21 protein-coding genes are annotated in these 19,861 nt (G+C 73.3%); 14 read left to right on the top strand and 7 right to left on the bottom strand.

The features are described 5' to 3' along the window. The first annotated feature begins 126 nt into the window (after positions 1-126). The 4 genes from ABC795_RS11770 (at position 127) to ABC795_RS11755 (ending at position 4,911) form a co-directional block, all read left to right on the top strand. Positions 127-1,428, top strand: a complete 1,302-nt coding sequence (locus ABC795_RS11770; RefSeq protein WP_347057375.1) for an exonuclease domain-containing protein — start codon at positions 127-129, stop codon at positions 1,426-1,428. Continuing rightward, complete coding sequence (locus ABC795_RS11765; protein ID WP_347057374.1) at positions 1,425-3,212, top strand: NERD domain-containing protein/DEAD/DEAH box helicase; 1,788 nt, start codon at positions 1,425-1,427, stop codon at positions 3,210-3,212. The genes ABC795_RS11770 and ABC795_RS11765 overlap by 4 nt, the downstream gene beginning before the upstream one ends. After that, positions 3,209-4,522 (top strand): hypothetical protein, encoded by a 1,314-nt coding sequence (locus tag ABC795_RS11760; RefSeq protein ID WP_347057373.1) that lies wholly within the window; start codon positions 3,209-3,211, stop codon positions 4,520-4,522. The genes ABC795_RS11765 and ABC795_RS11760 overlap by 4 nt, the downstream gene beginning before the upstream one ends. A 164-nt stretch (positions 4,523-4,686) precedes the next feature. After that, positions 4,687-4,911, top strand: coding sequence for a hypothetical protein (locus ABC795_RS11755; protein ID WP_347057372.1), 225 nt, complete (start codon positions 4,687-4,689; stop codon positions 4,909-4,911). A gap of 210 nt (positions 4,912-5,121) precedes the next feature. On the opposite strand, the gene ABC795_RS11750 is transcribed toward ABC795_RS11755, so the two are convergent. Continuing rightward, positions 5,122-5,787, bottom strand: a complete 666-nt coding sequence (locus ABC795_RS11750) for a DUF6308 family protein (RefSeq protein ID WP_347057371.1) — start codon at positions 5,785-5,787, stop codon at positions 5,122-5,124. 252 nt (positions 5,788-6,039) lie between these two features. On the opposite strand from ABC795_RS11750, the gene ABC795_RS11745 reads away from it, so the two are divergent. Then, the gene (locus ABC795_RS11745; RefSeq protein WP_347057370.1) at positions 6,040-6,669 is read left to right on the top strand and encodes a DUF4352 domain-containing protein; all 630 of its coding nucleotides are present in this window, start codon (positions 6,040-6,042) and stop codon (positions 6,667-6,669) included. A gap of 97 nt (positions 6,670-6,766) precedes the next feature. Here ABC795_RS11745 and ABC795_RS11740 read toward each other — a convergent pair whose 3' ends face one another. Next, positions 6,767-7,159, bottom strand: a complete 393-nt coding sequence (locus ABC795_RS11740; protein WP_347057369.1) for a hypothetical protein — start codon at positions 7,157-7,159, stop codon at positions 6,767-6,769. A 286-nt stretch (positions 7,160-7,445) separates the two neighbouring features. Then, on the bottom strand, positions 7,446-8,486 hold the full coding sequence (locus ABC795_RS11735) for an NAD(P)-dependent alcohol dehydrogenase (RefSeq protein ID WP_347057368.1): 1,041 nt from the start codon (positions 8,484-8,486) through the stop codon (positions 7,446-7,448). Between the two features lie 134 nt (positions 8,487-8,620). Here ABC795_RS11735 and ABC795_RS11730 point away from each other — a divergent pair, with 134 nt between their 5' ends. The 8 genes from ABC795_RS11730 to ABC795_RS11695 all read left to right on the top strand — a co-directional run bounded on the left by ABC795_RS11730 (position 8,621) and on the right by ABC795_RS11695 (position 13,983). Beyond that, entirely contained in the window at positions 8,621-8,863 is a 243-nt protein-coding gene (locus ABC795_RS11730) for a hypothetical protein (protein WP_347057367.1), read from the top strand. A gap of 180 nt (positions 8,864-9,043) precedes the next feature. Beyond that, the gene (locus ABC795_RS11725) at positions 9,044-9,481 is read left to right on the top strand and encodes a hypothetical protein (RefSeq protein WP_347057366.1); all 438 of its coding nucleotides are present in this window, start codon (positions 9,044-9,046) and stop codon (positions 9,479-9,481) included. A 318-nt stretch (positions 9,482-9,799) separates the two neighbouring features. Continuing rightward, on the top strand, positions 9,800-10,801 hold the full coding sequence (locus tag ABC795_RS11720; protein WP_347057365.1) for a DUF3048 domain-containing protein: 1,002 nt from the start codon (positions 9,800-9,802) through the stop codon (positions 10,799-10,801). A gap of 85 nt (positions 10,802-10,886) precedes the next feature. Continuing rightward, positions 10,887-11,567, top strand: a complete 681-nt coding sequence (locus ABC795_RS11715) for a helix-turn-helix domain-containing protein (protein WP_347057364.1) — start codon at positions 10,887-10,889, stop codon at positions 11,565-11,567. Next, a complete protein-coding gene (locus ABC795_RS11710; protein ID WP_347057363.1) occupies positions 11,564-12,322 on the top strand; it encodes a hypothetical protein in 759 nt (252 codons plus the stop codon). Before ABC795_RS11715 ends, ABC795_RS11710 begins: the two co-directional genes overlap by 4 nt. 5 nt (positions 12,323-12,327) lie before the next feature. Further along, positions 12,328-13,215, top strand: coding sequence for an NUDIX hydrolase (locus ABC795_RS11705; RefSeq protein WP_347057362.1), 888 nt, complete (start codon positions 12,328-12,330; stop codon positions 13,213-13,215). A 19-nt stretch (positions 13,216-13,234) separates the two neighbouring features. Continuing rightward, positions 13,235-13,696, top strand: coding sequence for an NUDIX domain-containing protein (locus ABC795_RS11700; protein WP_347057361.1), 462 nt, complete (start codon positions 13,235-13,237; stop codon positions 13,694-13,696). A gap of 116 nt (positions 13,697-13,812) precedes the next feature. Next, entirely contained in the window at positions 13,813-13,983 is a 171-nt protein-coding gene (locus ABC795_RS11695) for a hypothetical protein (RefSeq protein WP_347057360.1), read from the top strand. A 19-nt stretch (positions 13,984-14,002) separates the two neighbouring features. Here the strand turns inward: ABC795_RS11695 and ABC795_RS11690 are convergent, their stop codons facing one another. The 4 genes from ABC795_RS11690 to ABC795_RS11675 all read right to left on the bottom strand — a co-directional run bounded on the left by ABC795_RS11690 (position 14,003) and on the right by ABC795_RS11675 (position 18,528). Next, a complete protein-coding gene (locus tag ABC795_RS11690) occupies positions 14,003-15,250 on the bottom strand; it encodes a CoA transferase (RefSeq protein WP_347057359.1) in 1,248 nt (415 codons plus the stop codon). Next, positions 15,247-16,605, bottom strand: a complete 1,359-nt coding sequence (locus ABC795_RS11685) for a GntP family permease (RefSeq protein WP_347057358.1) — start codon at positions 16,603-16,605, stop codon at positions 15,247-15,249. The genes ABC795_RS11690 and ABC795_RS11685 overlap by 4 nt, the downstream gene beginning before the upstream one ends. A 151-nt stretch (positions 16,606-16,756) precedes the next feature. Next, positions 16,757-17,533: a biosynthetic peptidoglycan transglycosylase gene (locus ABC795_RS11680; RefSeq protein WP_347057357.1), complete on the bottom strand. Its 777-nt coding sequence runs from the start codon at positions 17,531-17,533 to the stop codon at positions 16,757-16,759. A gap of 407 nt (positions 17,534-17,940) precedes the next feature. Then, the gene (locus tag ABC795_RS11675; protein WP_347057356.1) at positions 17,941-18,528 is read right to left on the bottom strand and encodes an HAD domain-containing protein; all 588 of its coding nucleotides are present in this window, start codon (positions 18,526-18,528) and stop codon (positions 17,941-17,943) included. Positions 18,529-18,618: 90 nt separating this feature from the next. Between ABC795_RS11675 and ABC795_RS11670 the strand changes: the two genes are divergently transcribed. After that, complete coding sequence (locus ABC795_RS11670) at positions 18,619-19,821, top strand: GGDEF domain-containing protein (RefSeq protein WP_347057355.1); 1,203 nt, start codon at positions 18,619-18,621, stop codon at positions 19,819-19,821. Positions 19,822-19,861: the final 40 nt, after the last annotated feature.

Here is a 19,861-nt window from a genome sequence, read left to right as displayed (position 1 = left end):
GGGGTGGGTGGGGCACGAGTGGACCGGCTCCACCCGAAACTCCCGAATCCGTCGTTCCGCTGTGCCATGGTCCGCCGTGCCCGTACCCCTCGGTCGACGTCCGGCCGCGAGCGCGAAGGAGCCGTCGTGACCGTTGCCGTCGTCGACGTGGAGACCACCGGTCTGTCCCCACGGACCGACCGGGTCGTGGAGATCGGCGTCGTCCTGCTCGACGACCGCGGTGAGGTCGAGGCCGAGTTCGAGACCCTGGTCAACCCGGGCCGCGACGTCGGCCCGACCGGGCTGCACGGCATCAGCGCCGGCGACGTCGTCGACGCACCGGCCTTCGCCGACGTCGCGGCCCACCTGCGCTCGCTGCTCGCCGGGCGGGTGCTCGTCGCGCACAACGCCCTGTTCGACCTGCGCTTCCTCGCCCGCGAGTTCGCCCGCGCCGGACTGCCGACCGCCCTGCCGCCGACGCTGTGCACGATGCGCCTGGCGCCGCTGTTCTTCGGCTCGGGCACCCGGTCGCTCCAGGCGCTCTGCGGCTTCCTCGACATCCCGCTCGTGCACGGCCACGCAGCCCTCCACGACGCCCGCTCCACCGCGGAGCTCATGCTCGCCATGCTCGCCTCCGACCTCGGCGGCGGGTCGCTGGCCGGGGCCGGGGTCCGGGTCGACTTCGCCGACGACGGCAGCTACCGCGGCTTCGAGGCCCTCGCCGGCGGCTGGACCGACCTGGTCGCCGCCGCGACCGCGCACGCCGACGACACCCCGTGCCCGCCCTGCCGCACGCTGCCCCGCGATGCCGCGACCGCCGCCGTCCGCGAACGGGACGGCTACCTCGCCGGCCTCGTCGCCGCCCTCCCCGCGCTGGACGACGCGCCGCCCAGCATGGCGCCGTACCTGAGCGTGCTCGACCAGGCGCTGGAGGACCGGCTGGTCAGCATCGCCGAGGCCGACCAGCTGATCACGCTGGCCGGCGAGCTCGGCTGCGGACCGGACCACGTGACGGCCGCCCACCGCGTCTACCTGGAGGCACTGGCCACCGCCGCGTACGCCGACGGCGTGGTCACCGACGAGGAGCGGACCGACCTCGCGCGCGTCGCGGCGCTTCTCGGCATGCGCAGCAAGGACGTCGACCTGGCGCTGTCGGTCGTCCGCAGCGGCGCGCAGGTCTCGCTGCCCCGGCGGGCCGAAGTCTTCTCGCCCGGCGACCGGGTCGTCTTCACCGGCGCCATGAGCCGCACCCGCGACGAACTCGAGCAGGCCGCCCGGGACGCCGGCCTGCGGCCGATGTCCTCGGTGTCGAAACAGACCGGAGTCCTCGTGTGCGCCGACCCGCACTCCCAGTCGGGCAAGGCCAGCAAGGCGCGGGCGCTCGGCGTCCGGGTGATCAGCGAGGCGGTGTTCTGGGAGGCGCTCTCGGTGACCGGGGCGCGCACGTGACCGCCCGCCTGTTCCCCGACGACCCGCAGTTCGCCCACGCCTCCGAAGAGCTGTTCGTCCGGACGCTGCGCGACCAGCTGCCCGACGACGCCGCCGTCTTCTGCAACGTCCGGCTGAGCGACGGGCAGCAGGACCGCGAGGCCGACGTCATCGTCGCCTGGCCGGGCGTAGGCGTCGCCGTCGTCGAGGTCAAGGGCGGCCACGTCACGCTGCAGCGGGGGGAGTGGCGGCAGGGCGGGGACGGCACCGACCACGTCATCCACCCGGTCGACCAGGCCGTCGCCTGCAAGTACCTGCTGTGCGGTTACCTCGCCGATCACCCGCGCTGGTCCGCCGGCCGGCCCAGGTCCGCGCACCTCGTCGCGCTGCCGGCCACCACGCTGGCACCGGACTTCATGGCCCCCGGCCTCGCCCGCTGGATGGCGATCGACGCGACCGACGTCCCGCACGCCGCCGCCCGAATCAGGGCCGCGCTGGAGAAGGTCCGCGACGAGCCCGACCCGCCGACCGCCGAGGACGTCGAGGCCCTCGTCGACTGCCTGGCCGGCACGCTCATCCCGCAGCAGCACCTGCTCGCGCAGCTCGCCGAGCGCGAGGCCGCTTGCGACCTGCTCACCCGGGACCAGGCCAAGGTCCTCGACCTGCTGGCGTCGTTCTCCCGGGTGGAGATCCGGGGCGGCGCCGGCTCCGGCAAGACCTGGCTGGCCGTCGAGAAGGCCCGCCGCCTCGCCGCTGACGGGCAGCGGGTCGCGGTCATGTGCTACTCCCGGGGCCTGGCCGAGTTCCTCAAGCGCCGCGTCGAGACGCTGCCGAAGCGGCAACGGCCGGCCTACGTCGGCACCTTCCACAACCTCGGCATCGGCTGGGGCGTCGAGCCGGGCTCGGACGACGACAGCGGCTACTGGGAGGAGTTCCTGCCTGCGGCGATGGTGTCGCTCGCGGCGGAGCTCCCAGTAGGTGAGCGCTTCGACGCGATCGTCATCGACGAGGGGCAGGACTTCGCCCAGAGCTGGTGGGACGCCGTCCTGGCGGCGCTGCGCGACCCCGACACGGGCTCGCTGTACGTCTTCTCCGACGAGGGGCAGCGCATCTTCGCCAGGCAGGGCCGGCCGACCGTCGACCTGGTGCCGATCCCGCTCAACGAGAACCTGCGCAACACCAAGCAGATCGCCGGCACCTTCTCCAGCCTCGCGCCCGAGCAGATGAAGGTCCGTGGTTCCTCCGGTGTGCCGGTGCGGTACGTCCAGTGCCCGACCGGGGACGCCGTCGGCGCGGCCGACGACATCGCCGACGCGCTGCTGGACGAGGGATGGCCGCCCGAGTCGGTGGCGCTGCTGACCACGCACCGGCGCCACCCGGTGCAGGTGGAACGGCAGGCCGAGGGCCAGGACGCCTACTGGGCCACCTACTGGCAGGGCGACGACGTCTTCTACGGGCACGTTCTCGGCTTCAAGGGGCTGGAGCGGCCGGCTGTCGTGCTGGCCGTCAACGGTTTCCGGGACGAGGCCCGCGCCAGGGAGATGCTCTACGTCGCGCTGTCCCGCGCCCGCGACCTGCTCGTCGTCTGCGGGGACCTGGACCTGATCCGACGCGTCGGCGGCGAGGCCGTGGCGCAGCGCCTGTCGAGCAGAGAGAGACGGGCGCGGGCGGTGAATCTCGCACAACCGCCGATATACGGAGAGACCCGACAACCGGAACGACCATCGGGCGCACGGACGTCGCCATCAGCTGTCGCTGATGTCGCCGGCGCTGGGAAGACCAACCTGGGGAGAACGAGTACGTGACTGTCGAGAGCAATGCCCCCGTGCCGGTGTGGACGCTCGCCACCGAGGACGTGCGCGTTCCCGATGTGCTGGGCGACGAGGCCATGACGCCGGCGCGTCTCACGGAGCTGAGGACGGCCCTGGCGACTCTTGCCGCGGCTCCGATCGCGACGCTGGAAGCGCATCCGATCTCGGCCCGACGGGAGCGGAATGGCGGCATCGCGCTCCACGCAGCGAGTCCGCTCGCAAAGCAGTTGTCGCAGCTCGTGACGCAGACGGGGAAGTCAGCGTCGCCGACGCTGACTGCGGCCTCGAGCGGTGAGGTGCTCTACCGCATGGTGGTGCCGGCGAAGGTCGCCGCAGAGGTCGGCAAGGGGCTCGTGCGGCCCATGGCAGCCAAGGGAGTTTCGGGAGGCATTCGCAGCGCTCTCGTCAACTCCGCCGGAGTCACCACGCACGCCGCCTTCGTCCCCGTTGCGGGCAAGGCAGCAGTTGCCGGAGCGGCGGGCGGCTCGGCTGCGACCGCTGGTGTGGCGGCCGCGAGCGCCGGGGCACTGACAGTGGCCGCGCCGCTCGTCCTCATGGCCGTCGCGGTCGGCGTCAGCGCGCATGCCGACCAGCAGCGTCAGGAGTCGATCGAGCGGATCACCGACCTGCTCGAGCAGCTGCACGAGGACAAGCTCGAATCCGAGCGCAGCGAGCTCGACGGCTGCCGTGACGCCATCGACAAGGCCACCTCGATCCTCCTGGACCAGGGGCGCCTCGGCATGTCTCTGGGCCTTGATTCCGCCGTGCATGCGATTGGCAAGTCGATGGAGCAGACCCGCAGACGGCTCGAGAAGTGGCAGAAGGCGTTGGCGGACTTACCGGATGGCCCGGTCGAAGTCAGCGCGCTCACAAAGGCGTTCCCCGGCATCGACCAGGACGGCGGCACGTTCCGTGCGCACCTCGAATTCGCGAGGCTGGTGATTGCTCTAAAGCGCCGGGTGCTGGTCCTCCAGGCCGTCGAGCATGCCCAACTCGAAGGCGGCAACCACCCCTTCAAGACCTTCGTCCGCACTTTGAAGGACGATGAGCGTCGCGTCGACGAACTGGAGTCCGGGATCACCTCGGTGCTTCACCAGCTGTCGACTCGCGAAGTGAAGCGTTCCGGCGGGTTCCTGAGCGTCGTCTACACCCAGGGGGAGGTGGACAGTCTCCTCACGACCGCGTATCGCCTTCGCGCTCTAGGTGACGGCCTCGGGATAGGGACCCACCAGGCTGACGTCGCGATCGAGATCGAGCGAAGCAGCGACGGATCGCTCGTCGTCTTCCCGGCGGAGGCTGCTTGATCGCGCCCCCCCCGTTCTAGGAGGACCATCGCGGGGCGGCGCTGAGCTGTGCCGCCCCGCGGCGTGGCACGGCGCGCGTCTTCCATCGTCAGGAGGACCGTCTTCCGTCGTATCAGCTGCATTGCTGCTGCGACGGCCCTCACCTTGCCTGCATGCCGGTGTCCATGACGATCTCTGACGTTCCCGATGACGTCGCGGACGAGTTGGTGACGCGTGCGGCCCGAGCCGGTCAGTCGCTGCAGGAGTACCTGCGTGCAGAACTGGTGGCGCTCGCGCGGCGCCCCAGTCCCGAGGCCCTGTGGAACCGCGTGCAGCACCGCGTGCTCACCACCGGCAGCCGGCTGTCCGGTGACGAGATCGTCGAGCTGCGCGACACCGACAGCGGGTGACCGCGGAGTCGGCGCGCCGGCCACCGTGACCTCGTCGAGCTGCCGCTGAGGAGCTCCCTCCTTCGGGCCACTGGCCGACCGGGGGTGGGAAGTGCACACGGGGTCGGCCCGTACGACGCTGCCCACGTCGCGCCGGCCGAGGTGCTCGACGCGCCGCTGTGGGCCCTCGACCGGCGTATCCGCTGCGCCCGTCGTCGGTCTGCCGCCAGGTCAGACGTCGCCGGGGTCGGTGAGCGCTGCACCCAGCACATCCTCGGGCGCGGTCGGCTCGATGCCGGCTGCCTTGCCCTCCATCCACGTCACCACGTCGAGGACGCGGAGGGCCGAGATCGGCGTGTTCACCGAGGCCCGGTCGCGGAGGTCCAGCAGCTGCAGGTGGACCTGGCGGTCGTCCTCGCGCAGCGTGCGCCGGAGCGGTTCCCAGTGGAAGTTGCCGATCCTGCTGACCCGGGCGACGACGGAGTCGTAGATGGGGAGGAACCGCGGTCGCTTGCGCGCCAGCAGCTTGGTGGTGATGGTCGGGCCCACGCCGGGGAGCCCGCGGACCGCCCGGTAGAGCTCCGAAACCGGGTGGTCGTCGCCGATCGGCTCGGTCTCGTCCGCCAGGTCCCTGTCCGGCCCGATCGCCTCGAGCAGCGCGGTGAACTCGGCGGCGCGGGTGTCGAGCAGCGCCCGAGCCGCCAGCGGAGGGACGACCACAGACAGGAAGCTCACCGCGATCAGGTCATCGGCCGTGATTCGGCCCGGCTCGTTGCGGTCACCCGCCCAGCTGTCGAAGTAGGCGCCGGTGTACGGCTGCCCGTAGTAGGTCCGCAGGTACCCGAGGGCGAGTGCGTCGTCGCCCTCGCGCAGGCAACGGGGAAGCTGGAACGTCATGACGGCCTTCTGGTGGTGCGTGACAGCACCACGGCAGCCACGGCCCATCAAGTTCCGCTCCGGGGCGTCGGGCGAATTCGCAGAGTTGTGAGTCCGTGTCCGTCACTACTGTGGCGGCCGAGTCAGGTGCGGCAGGAACTGTCGTCACCTGACAGAAGTCGAGGCGCTGTTCGGCTACTGCAAGGCGCCCCGGCCGGTATCTCCTCGCTTAGGTTTCGGAACGAGAGCAACTTCCGAACTACGGGGGAAAACATGACGTACGCACCGGCGCCGGAGCAGATGCCCCAGCAGCCCCAGCCCGCGGCCAAGAAGCCGATCTACAAGCGGGTCTGGTTCATCATCCTCGCTGTCATCGTGGTGATCGCCATCGCCTCCAACCTCGGCGGCGGGGACGAAGCGGGCACGGCTGGTCAGGCCTCGGGAAGCGACGCCGCCGCGCCGGCAAACGGCGAGGTCGCCGAAGACGCCGTCGAAGCAGACGCGGGGAACCCCGGCATCGGCGAGGCTGCTGCGGACGGCAAGTTCAACTTCGTCGTGAACGGCGTGGACTGCAGCGCTACGGAGATCGGCAGCGAGTACATGAACACGACGGCGCAGGGTCAGTTCTGCATCGTCGACGTCACCATCACGAACATCGGGAATGAGGCGCAGTCCTTCTTCGGCGACAACGCCAAGCTCTTCAACGCGGAGGGGCAGCAGTTCTCGGCTGACAGCGAGGCCGCCATCTACCTCGAGGACTCGTCGTCGCTCTACGAGGAGATCAACCCGGGCAACACGCTGAACAGCAAGGTCGTCTTCGATGTCCCGGCCGGCACCACGCCGACCGCCATCGAGCTGCACGACTCGGCGTTCTCCGGCGGAGTGACCGTCGACCTGCAGTGAGCTGAGCTCAGCCGCGCTCGGGCTCCCCACCGGTCACGGTGGGGAGCCCGAGTTCGTCGGACGCCGTGCAGTCCGCGAAGTCTCCGCGCTCCTGCAGTCATCGCCACACACGTCCATGGGAACTGTCCGCCTCGGCCCCGACGAATCGGGGGAGCGGCGTACACCGCTGGGGCGAATCGGCCTCTCCTGGCTCAAGGTCGCCGGCGCGGACTTCGATGAACAGGTCGTGGAGGAAACATTCGGGACCGGGCAGGGCGATCCGGCGGAAACGGATCTGCCCGACGTCCAGGGTGACCTGCTGTCGTCCCTCCTGGATACGGCGGTAGCGCATCCGTGGGCGGCTGCGTTCGTCACCTTCCTGCTCCTGCTGCGCCTGGTCGAGGCGGCGCGGGCGGCACTTCACGGACGGCGCGGACGGGATCCGCAGCGGCTGTTCGTCGGCGCCGATCGGGCGACCCTCCTGGCGCGTGCCGGTCGCCGCTGTGAGCACCACTCCTGGCTGTCCGGCCGCTGCCCGACCACGGAGCGAGACTGCAGGCCGATCACGTGCACCCGCACTGCCGCGGCGGGGCGACGAGCCTCGCCAACGGCCAGGTCCTGTGCGGCCGGCACAACGCGCGCAAGGCGAACCGCATCCCGTGGACCTGGGAACTCGACCGTCTGGCGCGACGCCGTCAGGCGTACTTCCCGCCCGGCACGCCGACCGCGGTCGTGCGTCACCGCGAGGCCACTGCGGCGTCGGCGTAGCCGTACCGGGGGCTCCGGCGGCCGGGAGGTCAGTCTCCGGGGACGACGACGGCGCGGCCGCGGATCGTGCCCTCGTGCAGCTTCCGGTACGCCTCCGGCGCCTGGTTCAGCGTGTACCGCTCCACCTCCACGTGGACCGCGCCGGCCCGCGCCAGGTCGAGCACCTCCATCAGCTCCGACCGCGTGCCCCAGTACGGCGCCCGCACCGACGCACCCATCGGCGTCGAGAAGAAGCCGGTGGGGAGCAGCCCGCCGCCGATCCCGACGATCTGGATGACGCCGTCCAGCGCGACCGACTTCCGGGCGATCTCCAGGGTCGGCGGGGCCCCGACCATGTCGAACACCACCTGCGCGCCCACCCCGCGGGTGAGCGCCCGGATCTCCCCGACGGCGGACGCGTCCGACAGCAGCACGTGGTGCGCGCCCACCTCGCGGGCCAGTTCGAGCTTCTGCTCGCTGATGTCCAGCGCGACGACGGTGGCCCCGGTGATCGCCCGCAGGATCTGGATGCCCACGTGCCCGAGCCCGCCGGCGCCGATCACCACGGCGGTGCTCCCGGCCGGCAGCGCACCGAGGCTGGCGGCGATCGCGTGGTACGGCGTCAGCCCGGCGTCGGTGAGCGACACGGTGGCCACCGGGTCCAGGTCGCCGAGGGGCACCAGGTGCCGGACGTCGTCCACGACCAGGTACTCGGCCAGCGCGCCGGGGGAGCCCAGCCCCGGCGGCGCGATGCCCAGCTCCGCCGCCCGCGGGCAGTAGTTCTCCGCGCCGCGCGCGCACGCGTGGCACAGCCCGCAGCCCCACGGCCCGTACACCGCCACCGGCTCGCCGACCTCGACGCCGGTCACGCCGGAACCCAGCGCGTCCACGACGCCGGCCCCCTCGTGCCCGAGCGTCAGCGGCAGGCCGTAGGCGTACTGCTCCGCCGGCAGGCTCATGACGAACGCGTCGGAGTGGCACAGCCCCGCGGCGGTCACCCGCAGCCGGACCTGCCCCGGTCCCGGTTCCGGCGTCGGGACGTCGACCACCTCGGGCTCGCCGCCGATGGTCCGGTACTGCACCGCGCGCATGCCTGCTCCTCCGTTGACCGGGACGAGGTCTCCTCGGGACGTTAGGGCCTCGCCGCGGCGGGCGGCGAGCCCTGCGGCGCGCCCGCGGTCAGGGGCACGGCGCCAACGCCGCGCCCCGGTGCGAGCATGAGGCCATGCCAGCCGATCGCACCGAACTCGCCGAGCGGTACCTGCGCGGGGAGACCGACGTCGTCGAGCCCCGCGACGCCGCCAGCGTGGTCCTCCTCCGCGACGGTGCGGCCGGCCCGGAGGTCTACCTGCTCCGGCGCCGTCCGGCCATGGCCTTCGCCGCCAGCATGCACGTCTTCCCGGGCGGCTCGGTCGACCCCCGCGACCGGGAGGCCGCGGAGCACTGGGCCGGCCCGCCACCCGCCTAGTGGGCCGCGGCGTTCTCCTGCGATCCCGAGCTCGCGGTCGCGCTCGTCTCCGCGGCCGTCCGCGAGACGTTCGAGGAGTCCGGCGTCCTGCTCGCCGCGCACCGGGACGGCACCCTGGTCACCGACACGACGGGGGAGGACTGGGAGCGCGACCGGCTGGCACTCATCGAGGGGACGCTGGTGCTCAGCGACTTCCTGAGAGCACGCTCCCTGCTGCTGCGCGCCGACCTGCTCCGTCCCTGGGCGCACTGGGTCACCCCCGAGTGGCAGACCCGCCGGTTCGACACGCGGTTCTTCCTCGCCGCGCTCCCGGCCGGCCAGCGCACCCGGGACGTCGGCGGCGAGGCCGACCGGGTGGCCTGGACGCCGGTAGCCGAGGCGTACCGGGGGTTCCGCGACGGGTCGCTGGTCATGATGAACGCCACCGCGTCGACCCTGCGCGACCTCACCGCCCATCGGGACGTGGCGTCCGCGATGGCGGAGCCGCGCCGCATCCGGCCGATCCTGGGACGTCCGGTGCTCACCGACGGCCGGCTGGAGTACGTGTACGACGGGGCCGACGGCCCGACTCCGCTCTCCGGGCTGGTCGAGCCGTTCGAGAACCCGACGCCGACCTGAGCGGCGGCAGCTGACTCGGCGAGGCCGATCCACAAGCAGCCGGTCCAGTTGCTGTATGCGGCTCGGCTCTCACTAGGTCCTGCGTCCGGCCGACCGTGCCGATACAGCAGGGGCAAGACGTCACCGAGTCAGGGAGCCCCCGTGCCCACGTCGACCGCACCGCGGCCGCGCTCCCGGTCGACGGCCGGCCGCGGGTCTCCCAAGCGCTCCCGGCCCAGGAAGGGCTCCGGTGGGCGAGCGGGGCCGGCGAAGCGGAAGACCGCGAGAGGTCGCCGGCGTTCCGGGCCTCGGCGCGCCGGCCGGCTTCTCCTGCTTGCGGTGCTGGCGGTCGCCGGCGTCGTCGTGTGGCCGGCGGTCAAGCCGCACGTGTCGGCCCTGCCGCTCCTCGACTCGGTGCTCGCCGGCACGTCGCCGTCCGCGCCCACCTGGCCGCTGACCGGCGTGCCGGCCGACACGATCCCCGACCGCCCGGCGCTCGCCGTGAAGATCGAGAACTCCGTCGCCGCCCGCCCGCAGACCGGGCTGAACGCCGCGGACATGGTGTGGGAGCAGGTCGTCGAGGGCGGCATCACCCGTTTCGTCGCCGTCTACCACTCCACCCTTCCGCCCGAGATCGGCCCCGTGCGGTCGATCCGGCCGATGGACCCCGCGATCGCCGCGCCGCTCGGCGGGCTGCTCGCGTTCTCCGGCGGCGTGCCGGCCTACGTCGCCGCCGCCCAGGACGCTGGCCTGCAGGTGCTCCGTCAGGACTCCGGGGCCGACGGCTTCTTCCGGACGACGGCCCGCTCGGCCCCGCACAACGTCCACGCGGTGCCGCAGACGCTCCTCGACCAGGCCGACGCCGACCACCGCACCTCACCCGGCACCCAGTTCGACCACGCAGCAGCGGGGGAGCAGCCCACCGCCGTCGCCGCCGGGCAGCCGACGACCACGCTGGACCTCACGCTGTCGGGGATCAGCAGTCCCCGGTGGACCTGGAGCGCCGCGGACGGTCGCTGGCTGCGCGCCGAGGGGAGCACCCCGGCGGTCGAGGCGGACGGCGCGCGGATCGGCGCCACCAACGTCGTTGTGCTCCGCGTCGACGTCGTCCAGACGGAAGCCCGCGATCCGGCAGGCAACCCCGTTCCGGAGACGATCCTGACCGGCAGCGGGCTCGCCCTCGTCGCCTCCGGCGGGCACACGATCGAGGTGACCTGGTCCAAGCCGGCCGTCGGTGAGCGGGTGGTGCTGACCGACGCGGACGGCGAATCCGTGATGCTGGCGCCCGGGACCACCTGGGTCGAGTTGGTCCCCAACTCCGGGACGGTCGCCACCAGTTGAGCGGCGCGCCGCGGGCAGCGTCGACCCGGCCTGTTGGCACAATAGGGAGCGTCACATACACGTTTGTGCCAACGAGGGGATCGGCATGCTCACCGTCGACCAGGCCGCCGAGCGTCTCGACGTCGAGCCGGAGCAGGTCCGCAGGCTGATCCGGGCCGGGAAGCTGGCCGCTCGCCGGGTCGGCCGCACCCTCGTGCTCGACGAGGACACCGTGGAGAGCCGCGCTCGCCTGCCGATCACGGCCGGACGGGCGCTGGCCCCGCGGACGGCGTGGGCCGCGCTGTGGCAGCTCTCCGGGGAGCACGCCGACTGGCTGCCGCCCGCTGACCGCTCGAGGCTGCTGTCGCGGGTGCGCGGCTATGACGCCGAGCAGCTGGTCGCCGCATCCCGCGACCGGGCGGAGCGCCACGAGCTGCGGGTCCTGCCGGCCTACCGGCAGCGGCTGCTCGCCGCAGAGGGCGTCGTCCCCTCCGGCCTGACCGCGGCGGCCGTCGTCGGCGCCGACATCGTCGCCCCCGAGGCGGCGGCCGAGGTGTACTGCACCGCCGGCACGTTCGCCGACCTGCGCCGGGAGTTCGGGCTGTCCGAGCGAGGGGAGGCGAACCTGGTCGTGCGCGTGCCTCGGTACGAGCAGCTGCAGCTGGCCGGCCGCACTCACATGCCGAGCGCGGTCGTCGCCGTCGACCTCGCCGAGTCACCCGACGTGCGCACCCGGCGGGCCGGCCTCGACCTGCTCGCCGCCGCGCTGGGCGACCTTCCCCGGTGACCGCCGCAGGGCTACCGGAGCCGCGGGTCGAGCTGCCGCCGCTGGCCGGCCCGCTGGACATCCTCTGGGATCTCGTCCTCGACCTCGCCGAGCAGCTGCCGCCCACCGGCTGGGTGCTCGTCGGCGGGCAGATGGTTATGCTGCACGGCCTGCTCGCCGGGCGGGTGACGACGCGGGCCAGCCAGGACGTCGACGTCCTCGCCGACCTGCTCACCGACGCGGCCGGGCTGGCCCGGTGCGTGCGCGCGGTGCGGGGGCTGGACCTCGAACCGCAGCCGGACGCCGCCGGCAAGGTCTACCGCTTCGTCCGGGCCCGGGACCAGGCCCGCGCCGACGTCCTCGCTCCGGACCACACCCCTCCGCGCCGGCGGCTGCGCACGGTCGGTGGCGACACGATCCGCATCGAGGGCGGCACCCAGGCTCTGCGCCGGGCGATGCCGGTGCACGTGACGAAGGGGAGGCGGACGGCAGCCGTCCCGGTGCCGGACCCGCTCGGCGCCCTGGTGCTCAAGGCCGCAGCCTGGGCGACCGACACCCGCGACCGCGAGCGGCACAGCGGCGACGCCGCGTTCCTGACCGGCCTGATCCCCGATCCGCTCGCCGAGCGCGACCGATTCGCCGGCAGCGACCGCAAGCGGCTGCAGAGGCTCGACGAGGCACTCGGGAGCCGGACGCTCCCGAGTGGCGCCGGCTCGGCGACGCTGCCGACGACGGCTACGCCACCTGGCGGCTGCTGCTGGGCTGAACGAGCATGACGGCCATGCCTGCCGATCGGATGGAGCTCGTCGAGCGGTACCTGCGCGGGGAGACCGACGTCGTCGAGCCCCGGGACGCCGCCAGCGTCGTCCTGCTCCGCGACGGTGCAGCCGGCCCGGAGGTCTACCTGCTCCGGCGCCGTCCGGCCATGGCCTTCGCCGCCGGCATGCACGTCTTCCCGGGCGGTTCGGTTGACCTCCGCGACCGCGAGGCCGCCCAGCACTGGGCCGGCCCGCCGCCCGCCGAGTGGGCCGAGGCCTTCTCCTGCGACCCCGAGTTGGCCGCCGCGCTCGTCGCGGCCGCCGTCCGCGAGACGTTCGAAGAATCTGGCGTGCTGCTCGCCGCGTACCGGAACGGGACGCTGGTCGCCGACACGACGGGGGAGGAGTGGGAGCGCGACCGGCTGGCGCTCATCGAGGGCGAGCTGGCCTTGAGCGACTTCCTGCGCGCACGCGACCTCCTGCTGCGGGCCGACCTGCTGCGCCCCTGGGCGCACTGGATCACGCCCGAGTGGCAGAGCCGCCGGTTCGACACCCGGTTCTTCCTGGCCGCGCTCCCGGCCGGTCAGCGAACCCGGGACGTCGGCGGCGAGGCCGACCGGGTGGCCTGGCTGCCGGTCGCCGAGGCGTACCGCGGGTTCCGCGACCGCTCACTGACCATGATGAACGCCACCGCCTCCACCCTGCGCGACCTCACCGCCCATCCCGACGTGGCCTCCGCGATGGCCGCGTCCCGCCGCATCCGGCTGATCCTCGGCCATCCGGTGCTCACCGACGGCCGGCTGGAGTACCTGTACGACGGGGACGACGGACCGGTTCCCCTGTCCGAGCTCGTCGAGCCACTCGCCGCACCCGGCGTCGACCCGGGCGCCCGCCCGTCCGAATCGCGATAGCGCCTGCGACGCTGGCCGGGTGCCGCCCGTCCGCAGCTCCGGCGTCCTGCTGTACCGCCACACGGGCGGGCGGGTCGAGGTGCTGCTCGGCCATATGGGTGGGCCGTTCTGGGCGAGGAAGGACGACGGCGCCTGGTCGATCCCCAAGGGGGAGCACGACGCGGACGAGGACGCCGAAGCCGCCGCGCGCCGGGAGTTCGCCGAGGAGCTCGGCCACCCCGTGCCGGCGACGCACCTGCACCCGCTGGGTGAGGTGAGGGGCCGCAAGCTGCTCGCCGTCTGGGCGGCCGAGGGCGATCTGGACGCCGGCACCATCACCAGCAACACCTTCGCCCTCGAGTGGCCGCCGCGGTCGGGGCGGGTGCAGGAGTTCCCCGAGATCGACCGCGCCGCCTGGTACGACCTCGACACCGCCCGCGCGAAGCTGGTGAAGGCGCAGCTGCCCTTCCTCGAGCGGCTGGTCGCGCACCTCGCCGGCTGAGCGGCGTCGTCACAGCCGTCCCGTTGGTCACAGCCGACCTGGGCTTTCGACGCGAACCCGGCGACAGGCCGGTCGAGATCCGCGATCCGGGCGCGGCACCACGCAGGATCGGTCCCGTGAGCAAGCACCTCCTCGACGAGACGGCCGAGTTCAAGATGCCCCGGATCGGCCGGCACGCCGCTCCCGACACCGGCGAGCTGGCGGTGACCCAGCGGTTCGATGCCGGGTTCCAGCAGCCGCGTCCGATGCCCGCCCCGCCCCGGACCGGGGACGCCGGAGCCCGCTGAGCCCCGGCGCACCCGAGACTTACAGCGCGTCCTGCGGGTCCGGCGGAGGCGCGGCGGCAGGTCCGGCGGTCACCCCGGCGGTGCGCAACGCCGCGAGCTCCGCTGGGCCCAGCCCCAGGTCGGCGGCGAGCACCGCGTCGGTGTCCGCGCCGACCTCCGCCGGACCGGGGCGGCCGATCCGCGTGCCGCCGTCCTGGAACGAGGGGTAGACGCCGGTCATCGCCAGCGGTCCGAGGTCCGGGTCGTCGACGGTGACGATCGATCCCCGGTGCCGCACCTGCGGGTTGTCGAGCATCGTCGCGACGCTCTCCAGCGGCCCGACCGCGCAGCCGCCCGCGGTGAGGTCGGCGATCGCGTCGTCGCGGTCGCGGGTCCGGCACCACGCGGCGATCAGGTCGTCGAGCTCCTGCACGTGCTGCACGCGGTCGGCGTTGGTGGCGAACCGCGGGTCCGCGGCCAGCGCGTCGCCGCCGATGGTCCGCAGCACGTGCTGCGCCATCGGCTGGGTGCTGCCCGACAGGGCGATCCACAGCCCGTCCCGGCACTGGTAGCTGCCGCGCGGCGCGGCCGGCCCGTACCGGTTGCCGGTGCGGCCGTGCTCCGAACCGGTCTGCTGGTACTCCAGCACGTTGATCTCGACCAGCTTCAGCGCCGCCTCGTAGATCGCCAGGTCGATGGTGTCGCCGGTACCGGTCGCCTGCCGGCGCATGAGGGCGGCGAGGACGGCGGTCGCCCCGAGGTTGCCGGCCATGATGTCGGCCAGCGGATAGGCCGGCAGCAGTGGCGGCCGGTCCTCGTACCCGGACACCGAGGCCAGCCCGGCCAGCGCCTCGGCGAGCGTGCCGAAGCCCGGCCGGTCGCGGTACGGCCCGTCCTGCCCGTACGCCGTCACCCGCAGCACGACCAGCCGCGGGTTGGCCGCACGCAGGTCCTCCGGGTCCAGCCCCCAGCGCTCCAGCGTGCCCGGGCGGAAGTTCTCCACCAGGACGTCGAACGACCGGATCCACCGCAGCACCAGCTCGCGGCCCTCGGGCCGGCGCAGGTCCAGCGCCACCGACCGCTTCCCCCGCGACAGCGCCTTCCAGTACAGGCCCTGGCCATCCACCTGCCGGCCGAAGCGGCGGACGAAGTCCCCGGTGCCCGGCATCTCCACCTTGACGACGTCGGCGCCGTAGTCGCCCAGGATGGTGGCCGCCGTGGGGGCGGCGATCATCGTGGAGAGGTCCAGCACGCGGACCCCGTCCAGCAGCGGGGACGGCGCGCTCATGCGGGTACCAGGAAGCCGAGCGCGACGATGATCGGCATCGCCACGACCGAGGCCAGCGCCGTCACGAACGTCAGCGCCTTCAGCGCGCCCTGGGTCGAGATGCCCAGCAGGCTCTGGAACATCCAGAAGAAGTTGCTGTTCACCTGCAGCGCGAACAGCGCGCCGGCGCCGATGGCGAGGCCGACGACGACGGGCGCGACGTCCAGCGAGCCGAGCACCGGCGCGAGGATGCCGGCGGCCGCGATCGCCGCGACCGAGATCGACCCGATCGCGAAGTGCAGCAGCGCGGCGATCAGCCAGGCCAGCAGCAGGGTGAGGATCACCGAGGTGCCGGTCGAGGCGGAGAACAGGTCACCGAGCACCTGGTCGAGCGTCGTCTCGCCGATGACCGCGCCCAGCGATCCACCGATGCCGGTGATCAGCAGGATCTGGCCGGTGGTGCTCAGCCCGGTGGTCACGGCGTCGTCGGTGCGGTCGCGGCCGAGGGTCCGGCGGGCCAGCACGTAGGCGCCCACCATGCCCAGGAACAGCGCGAACACCGGGTTGCTGACGAACGCGATGACGGAGTTGTCCACCTCGACCGCCGAGGCGATCGCACCGCTGGCGATGAGCAGCAGCGGCACGATGACCGGCAGCAGTGAGATGCCCAGCGGCGGCATCGCGGCCGCGTGCTCCTCGTCCTGCTCCTCGGCCGCCTGCTCCGCGTCGCGCAGCGCCTGCGTCTCGTGCTCGTCGTTCGCGGGCGTCCAGAAGCCCCGCCGCAGGACCAGGCTGAACAGGAACGTGGTGACCACCGCGGTCACCGGCCCGACGATCAGGCCGAAGATCAGCATGGTGCCGAGCGGGATGTCGAGCAGGCCGGCGATCGACAGGGTTCCCAGCCCGGGGACGACGAAGACGTAGCCGACGAGGATGCCCGCGCTGAGCGATCCGGCGAGCAGGGGGAGGCCGCCCCGGCCGATGTGCGGGGCCGCCGAGCGGGCCAGTGGCGAGGCCAGCACCAGCTGGACGTCGACGTAGATGGAGGGGAACAGCGTGGTCAGCGCGGCGCTCATCGCGTAGGGCAGCCGCTTCGCCCCGAGCAGCCGGAGCAGGAGGGCGACGAACTTCTGCAGGGCGCCGAGCGCGTACAGCAGCGCCCCGAGCAGCACGCCGAAGCCGATCAGCAGCCCGACCTCGGCCATGATCTCGCCGAACCCGACGGCGATGACCTCGACCGTCTCGGCCAGCCCGATGCCCCCCGCGATCCCGAGGTAGAGCGAGCCCAGCACCAGGGCGATGACGGGCTCGACCTTGAGCGCGATGATCAGCAGCAGAACACCCAGGATGGCGATGCTCGCGTGCAGGATGATCATGGCGGTCCCCGTTCCCCGGCTACGCCTTCGCGTGGTGGACCCCGCTCGGCGGTTCTGATGGCACCACGCCCGGGCAGTCGCCGCCAGACGGACCGACGCCCCGCGCCCGCAGATGGGAAGGCCGGTTCGCGGCGCCGTCAGCGGTGCCGGGTCAGGCGGTGCCCTCCGCGGCGATCAGGTCGGTGACCTCCTGCGGAGGCGTGGAGCAGTCGTCGCCGGAGGGCTCCTGCTCCGACGCCAGCCCCGTGACGCCGGCGTCCTCGACCGGGGTGAAGCCCAGCCGGTCGAGGTGGGCGGGCACCCGCGCCTGGGCGTTGAGCACGTGCGAGCGGGACAGCCAGCCCAGCCCGTCCTCCACCTGGAAGTCCATGCCCCCGCCGGGCGCGCGGCGGACGTGCCCGGGGGACGGCAGCAGGCCGACCAGCATCACGGCCTGCTCGGCCGACAGCTCCGCCGGCGGCGAGTCGAAGTAGTACCAGCCGGCCGCGCAGACGCCGTAGATCGTGGGCCCGAACTGCGCGTAGTTGACGTAGAGCTCCAGCATCCGGCGGTCGTCGACGAAGGCGGCGAGCTCCACGGACAGGGCGGCCTCGACCGCCTTGCGCCAGGCGCTCAGCTCCTGGTTGAGGAACAGGTTCTTGGCCACCTGCTGCGGAATCGTCGACCCCGACGGGTCCTCGTCGCCGGAGAGATGAGCCGTCGCCCGGCTCCACAGCGCATCCCACTCGAACGCTCCGTCGCGGTAGGGGAGCGCGGCGTCCTCGTGCGCGATGACGGCGGCCAGGACGTTCCGCGAGACGTGCTCGACCGGCACCGACTGCTGCACGGCACCGTCGGGGTTGGCCAGCATGAAGGCCGTCGTCGGCGGGTCCACCCAGCGCAGCGACAGCACCACCAGGGCCTGGACGATGCCGAGCACCGCCAGCACGCGGACGACGCGGCCCAGCAGCCGGCGGCGGCGCCGCGGCGCGCGGGCACGGAGGCCACGACGGCCCCGGCGACCACGCTCCGGCGGAAGCGGGCGCTCGGGGGGCGCCGGCGGGAACGGGCCCCCGGGCGGGGCCGTCGGGTACGGACGCCGGGACTCCTCGCCGGGCCACCGAGGCGGAGGCCCGTACGGCGGAGGTCCGTACGGGGGAGGGCCGTACGCCGGAGGTCCGTACGGCCCTCCGGCGGGCGGCGGGGCGCCGTACCAGTCGTTGCCCGCCGGCGGCGGACGGTCGAACCGGGGACGCCGCACGGGCTCCTGCTGGGGCAGCGGCTCGGTCGGCCGGCGGCGGAGCCAGCGGGTCGTGCGGGAGTCCGGCGGGACGGAGGCCACGAGGCGGTGCTCCCTCAGGTCGGCGTCGGCGGCTCATCGTACGGCGGCGGGCTGTGCTCACCGGTGTCCTCGCGGCCGGGAAGGTCCGGCTCGCCGAGCCAGGCCTCGACCCGGTCGAGCTCGGCATGGGTCAGTCCGGCCATCAGGTCCGGCGCGACGACCAGCACGTTCGCCCTCGCGGCCAGCCACTCGCCGGTGTCCTCGGCCTGGTCGGCGAGGTCGTCGTCGATCCACACGATGCGCCGGCCGGGTTCGGCCTCGGCGACCGCCCGGGCGGCGGCCAGCTTCCACCATCCGGACAGCCCCCCGAGCCGGCCGCCGAAGCCGGTGGGGAGCGCGTCCCGGCTGTGCGTCCGCAGTCCCCGCGGCAGGCCCATCGGCTCGGCGAGCAGCCGGTCGGCCCGCTCGGTCCACGTCGTCAGCCACTGGAGCTCCACCTGCCCGGACTCGTGCCACGCGCGGAGCCGGGCGACGACGGTCGGGTCCCAGGACAGCACGTAGCCGGCGAAGGTGCCGCGCCGCCAGCCCTCCGGCAGGTCGCGGCGGAGGGCGTTGAGCACGCCGTCGACGTCCAGCAGCAGGACGGGTGGGGGAGGGGTCATGGTGCAGCCCTACCCGCTCCGACCGCCCCTCCGATCAAACCCCCGCGCCGGCGGACGACCTCACCCGGCAGGGTGGACCCGGACCGCGCGGTGCCGGAACAGGTCAAGAAGGGGAGGTGGCGGGCCGAGGTCCAGGAGGTGAGCCGGTCCGGAGCGCCCGAGGTGGCGACGGTGCGCGTGATGGCGCAGACGCTCGCTACCTTCTACGCCTTCGGCGGGGCGGCCGGGCTGGTCATGACCGTCGGGCATGGCTCCCGTGCCGACCGGTGGGCTCCGCTCCTCCTCGCGGTCGTCGCGCTGACCGCGGCCGTCGTCGCCGGCCGGTGGGGTTCGCGGTGGCCCAGGAACGTCTTCCACCTCCTCGTCGACGCGGCCACCGCGCTCATCTGCGCCACGGTGCTGGTCAGCCCCGACGCCGTGACCGCGCTGGCCGCCGCGGCCCTCACCGCGTTCGTCGTCGTCGACGCCCACCTGTTCTTCACCGCACGTCAGGCGCTGGGGCACCTGGTGGTCGCCGTCACCGGCATCACCGTCTCCCTCCTGCTCGCCGGAGGGGTGGCGCTGACCGCCGCACTGGCGCTCGATCTCGTGCTCGTCGGGCTCGGCGTCGTCATCCGGCGCCTGGTCGTCCTGGCGTCGGGCGCGAGCCGTGATCCGCTGACCGGCCTGCGCAACCGCCGGGGCTTCGACGCGGCGATGCTCGAGCTGATGAGTGAGTCCGTCCGCACGCGGGAGCCGCTCTCCGCCGTCCTCATCGACGTCGACCACTTCAAGTCGGTCAACGACGCCCACGGCCATGAGATCGGCGACCGCGTGCTGCGCCGGGTCGCCGACGTCTGGCGCGCCCAGCTGCCGGCCGGCGCGGTGCTCGCCCGGCACGGCGGCGACGAGTTCTCCCTCCTCCTGCCGGGGATGCGTGGCCCCGACGCGCTCGCGCTCGTACGGAGGATCTGCGCACTGCATCCCGACATCTCGCTGTCCTGCGGGGTCGCGCAGTACGGCGACGGGGAGAGCGCCTCCCAGCTGATGCGCAGCGCCGACCGCGCCCTCTACGACGCCAAGCTCCTCGGTCGCGGCCGCGCGGAGCTCCGCGACGGCCCGGGGCTTCGTTCCGAGGACGTGGTCGCGTCGCCGGCGCGCGCCTCGTCGATCACGTCGCCGTCCGCGGCCAGGACCTCGACGACGCAGGGAACGCCCTCCGTGCTCCCCATGCCCCGCCCAGGGCCGTGCAGTACGCGCAAGGTCGCGCCCACCCCGCTGTCGCCGAACCGGCGGTCGTCGCCCTCCGTGTAGTCGTGCGGGTAGGTGCCCGGCTTGGGCTGCCGTCCCACCG

This window comes from Blastococcus sp. HT6-30, from assembly GCF_039729015.1.
Classification (GTDB): domain Bacteria; phylum Actinomycetota; class Actinomycetes; order Mycobacteriales; family Geodermatophilaceae; genus Blastococcus.
Note: the sequence above shows the minus strand (reverse complement) of the source record. Positions and strands in the feature narration are given on the sequence as shown.

Bases quoted from the DNA above. Each gene is read 5' to 3' on its own strand.
- ABC795_RS11755 (WP_347057372.1), top strand. From the start codon at position 4,687: ATGACGATCTCTGACGTTCCCGATGACGTCGCGGACGAGTTGGTGACG.
- ABC795_RS11750 (WP_347057371.1), bottom strand. From the start codon at position 5,787: ATGACGTTCCAGCTTCCCCGTTGCCTGCGCGAGGGCGACGACGCACTC.
- ABC795_RS11745 (WP_347057370.1), top strand. From the start codon at position 6,040: ATGACGTACGCACCGGCGCCGGAGCAGATGCCCCAGCAGCCCCAGCCC.
- ABC795_RS11735 (WP_347057368.1), bottom strand. From the start codon at position 8,486: ATGCGCGCGGTGCAGTACCGGACCATCGGCGGCGAGCCCGAGGTGGTC.
- ABC795_RS11730 (WP_347057367.1), top strand. From the start codon at position 8,621: ATGCCAGCCGATCGCACCGAACTCGCCGAGCGGTACCTGCGCGGGGAG.
- ABC795_RS11715 (WP_347057364.1), top strand. From the start codon at position 10,887: ATGCTCACCGTCGACCAGGCCGCCGAGCGTCTCGACGTCGAGCCGGAG.
- ABC795_RS11705 (WP_347057362.1), top strand. From the start codon at position 12,328: ATGCCTGCCGATCGGATGGAGCTCGTCGAGCGGTACCTGCGCGGGGAG.
- ABC795_RS11690 (WP_347057359.1), bottom strand. From the start codon at position 15,250: ATGAGCGCGCCGTCCCCGCTGCTGGACGGGGTCCGCGTGCTGGACCTC.
- ABC795_RS11685 (WP_347057358.1), bottom strand. From the start codon at position 16,605: ATGATCATCCTGCACGCGAGCATCGCCATCCTGGGTGTTCTGCTGCTG.
- ABC795_RS11675 (WP_347057356.1), bottom strand. From the start codon at position 18,528: ATGACCCCTCCCCCACCCGTCCTGCTGCTGGACGTCGACGGCGTGCTC.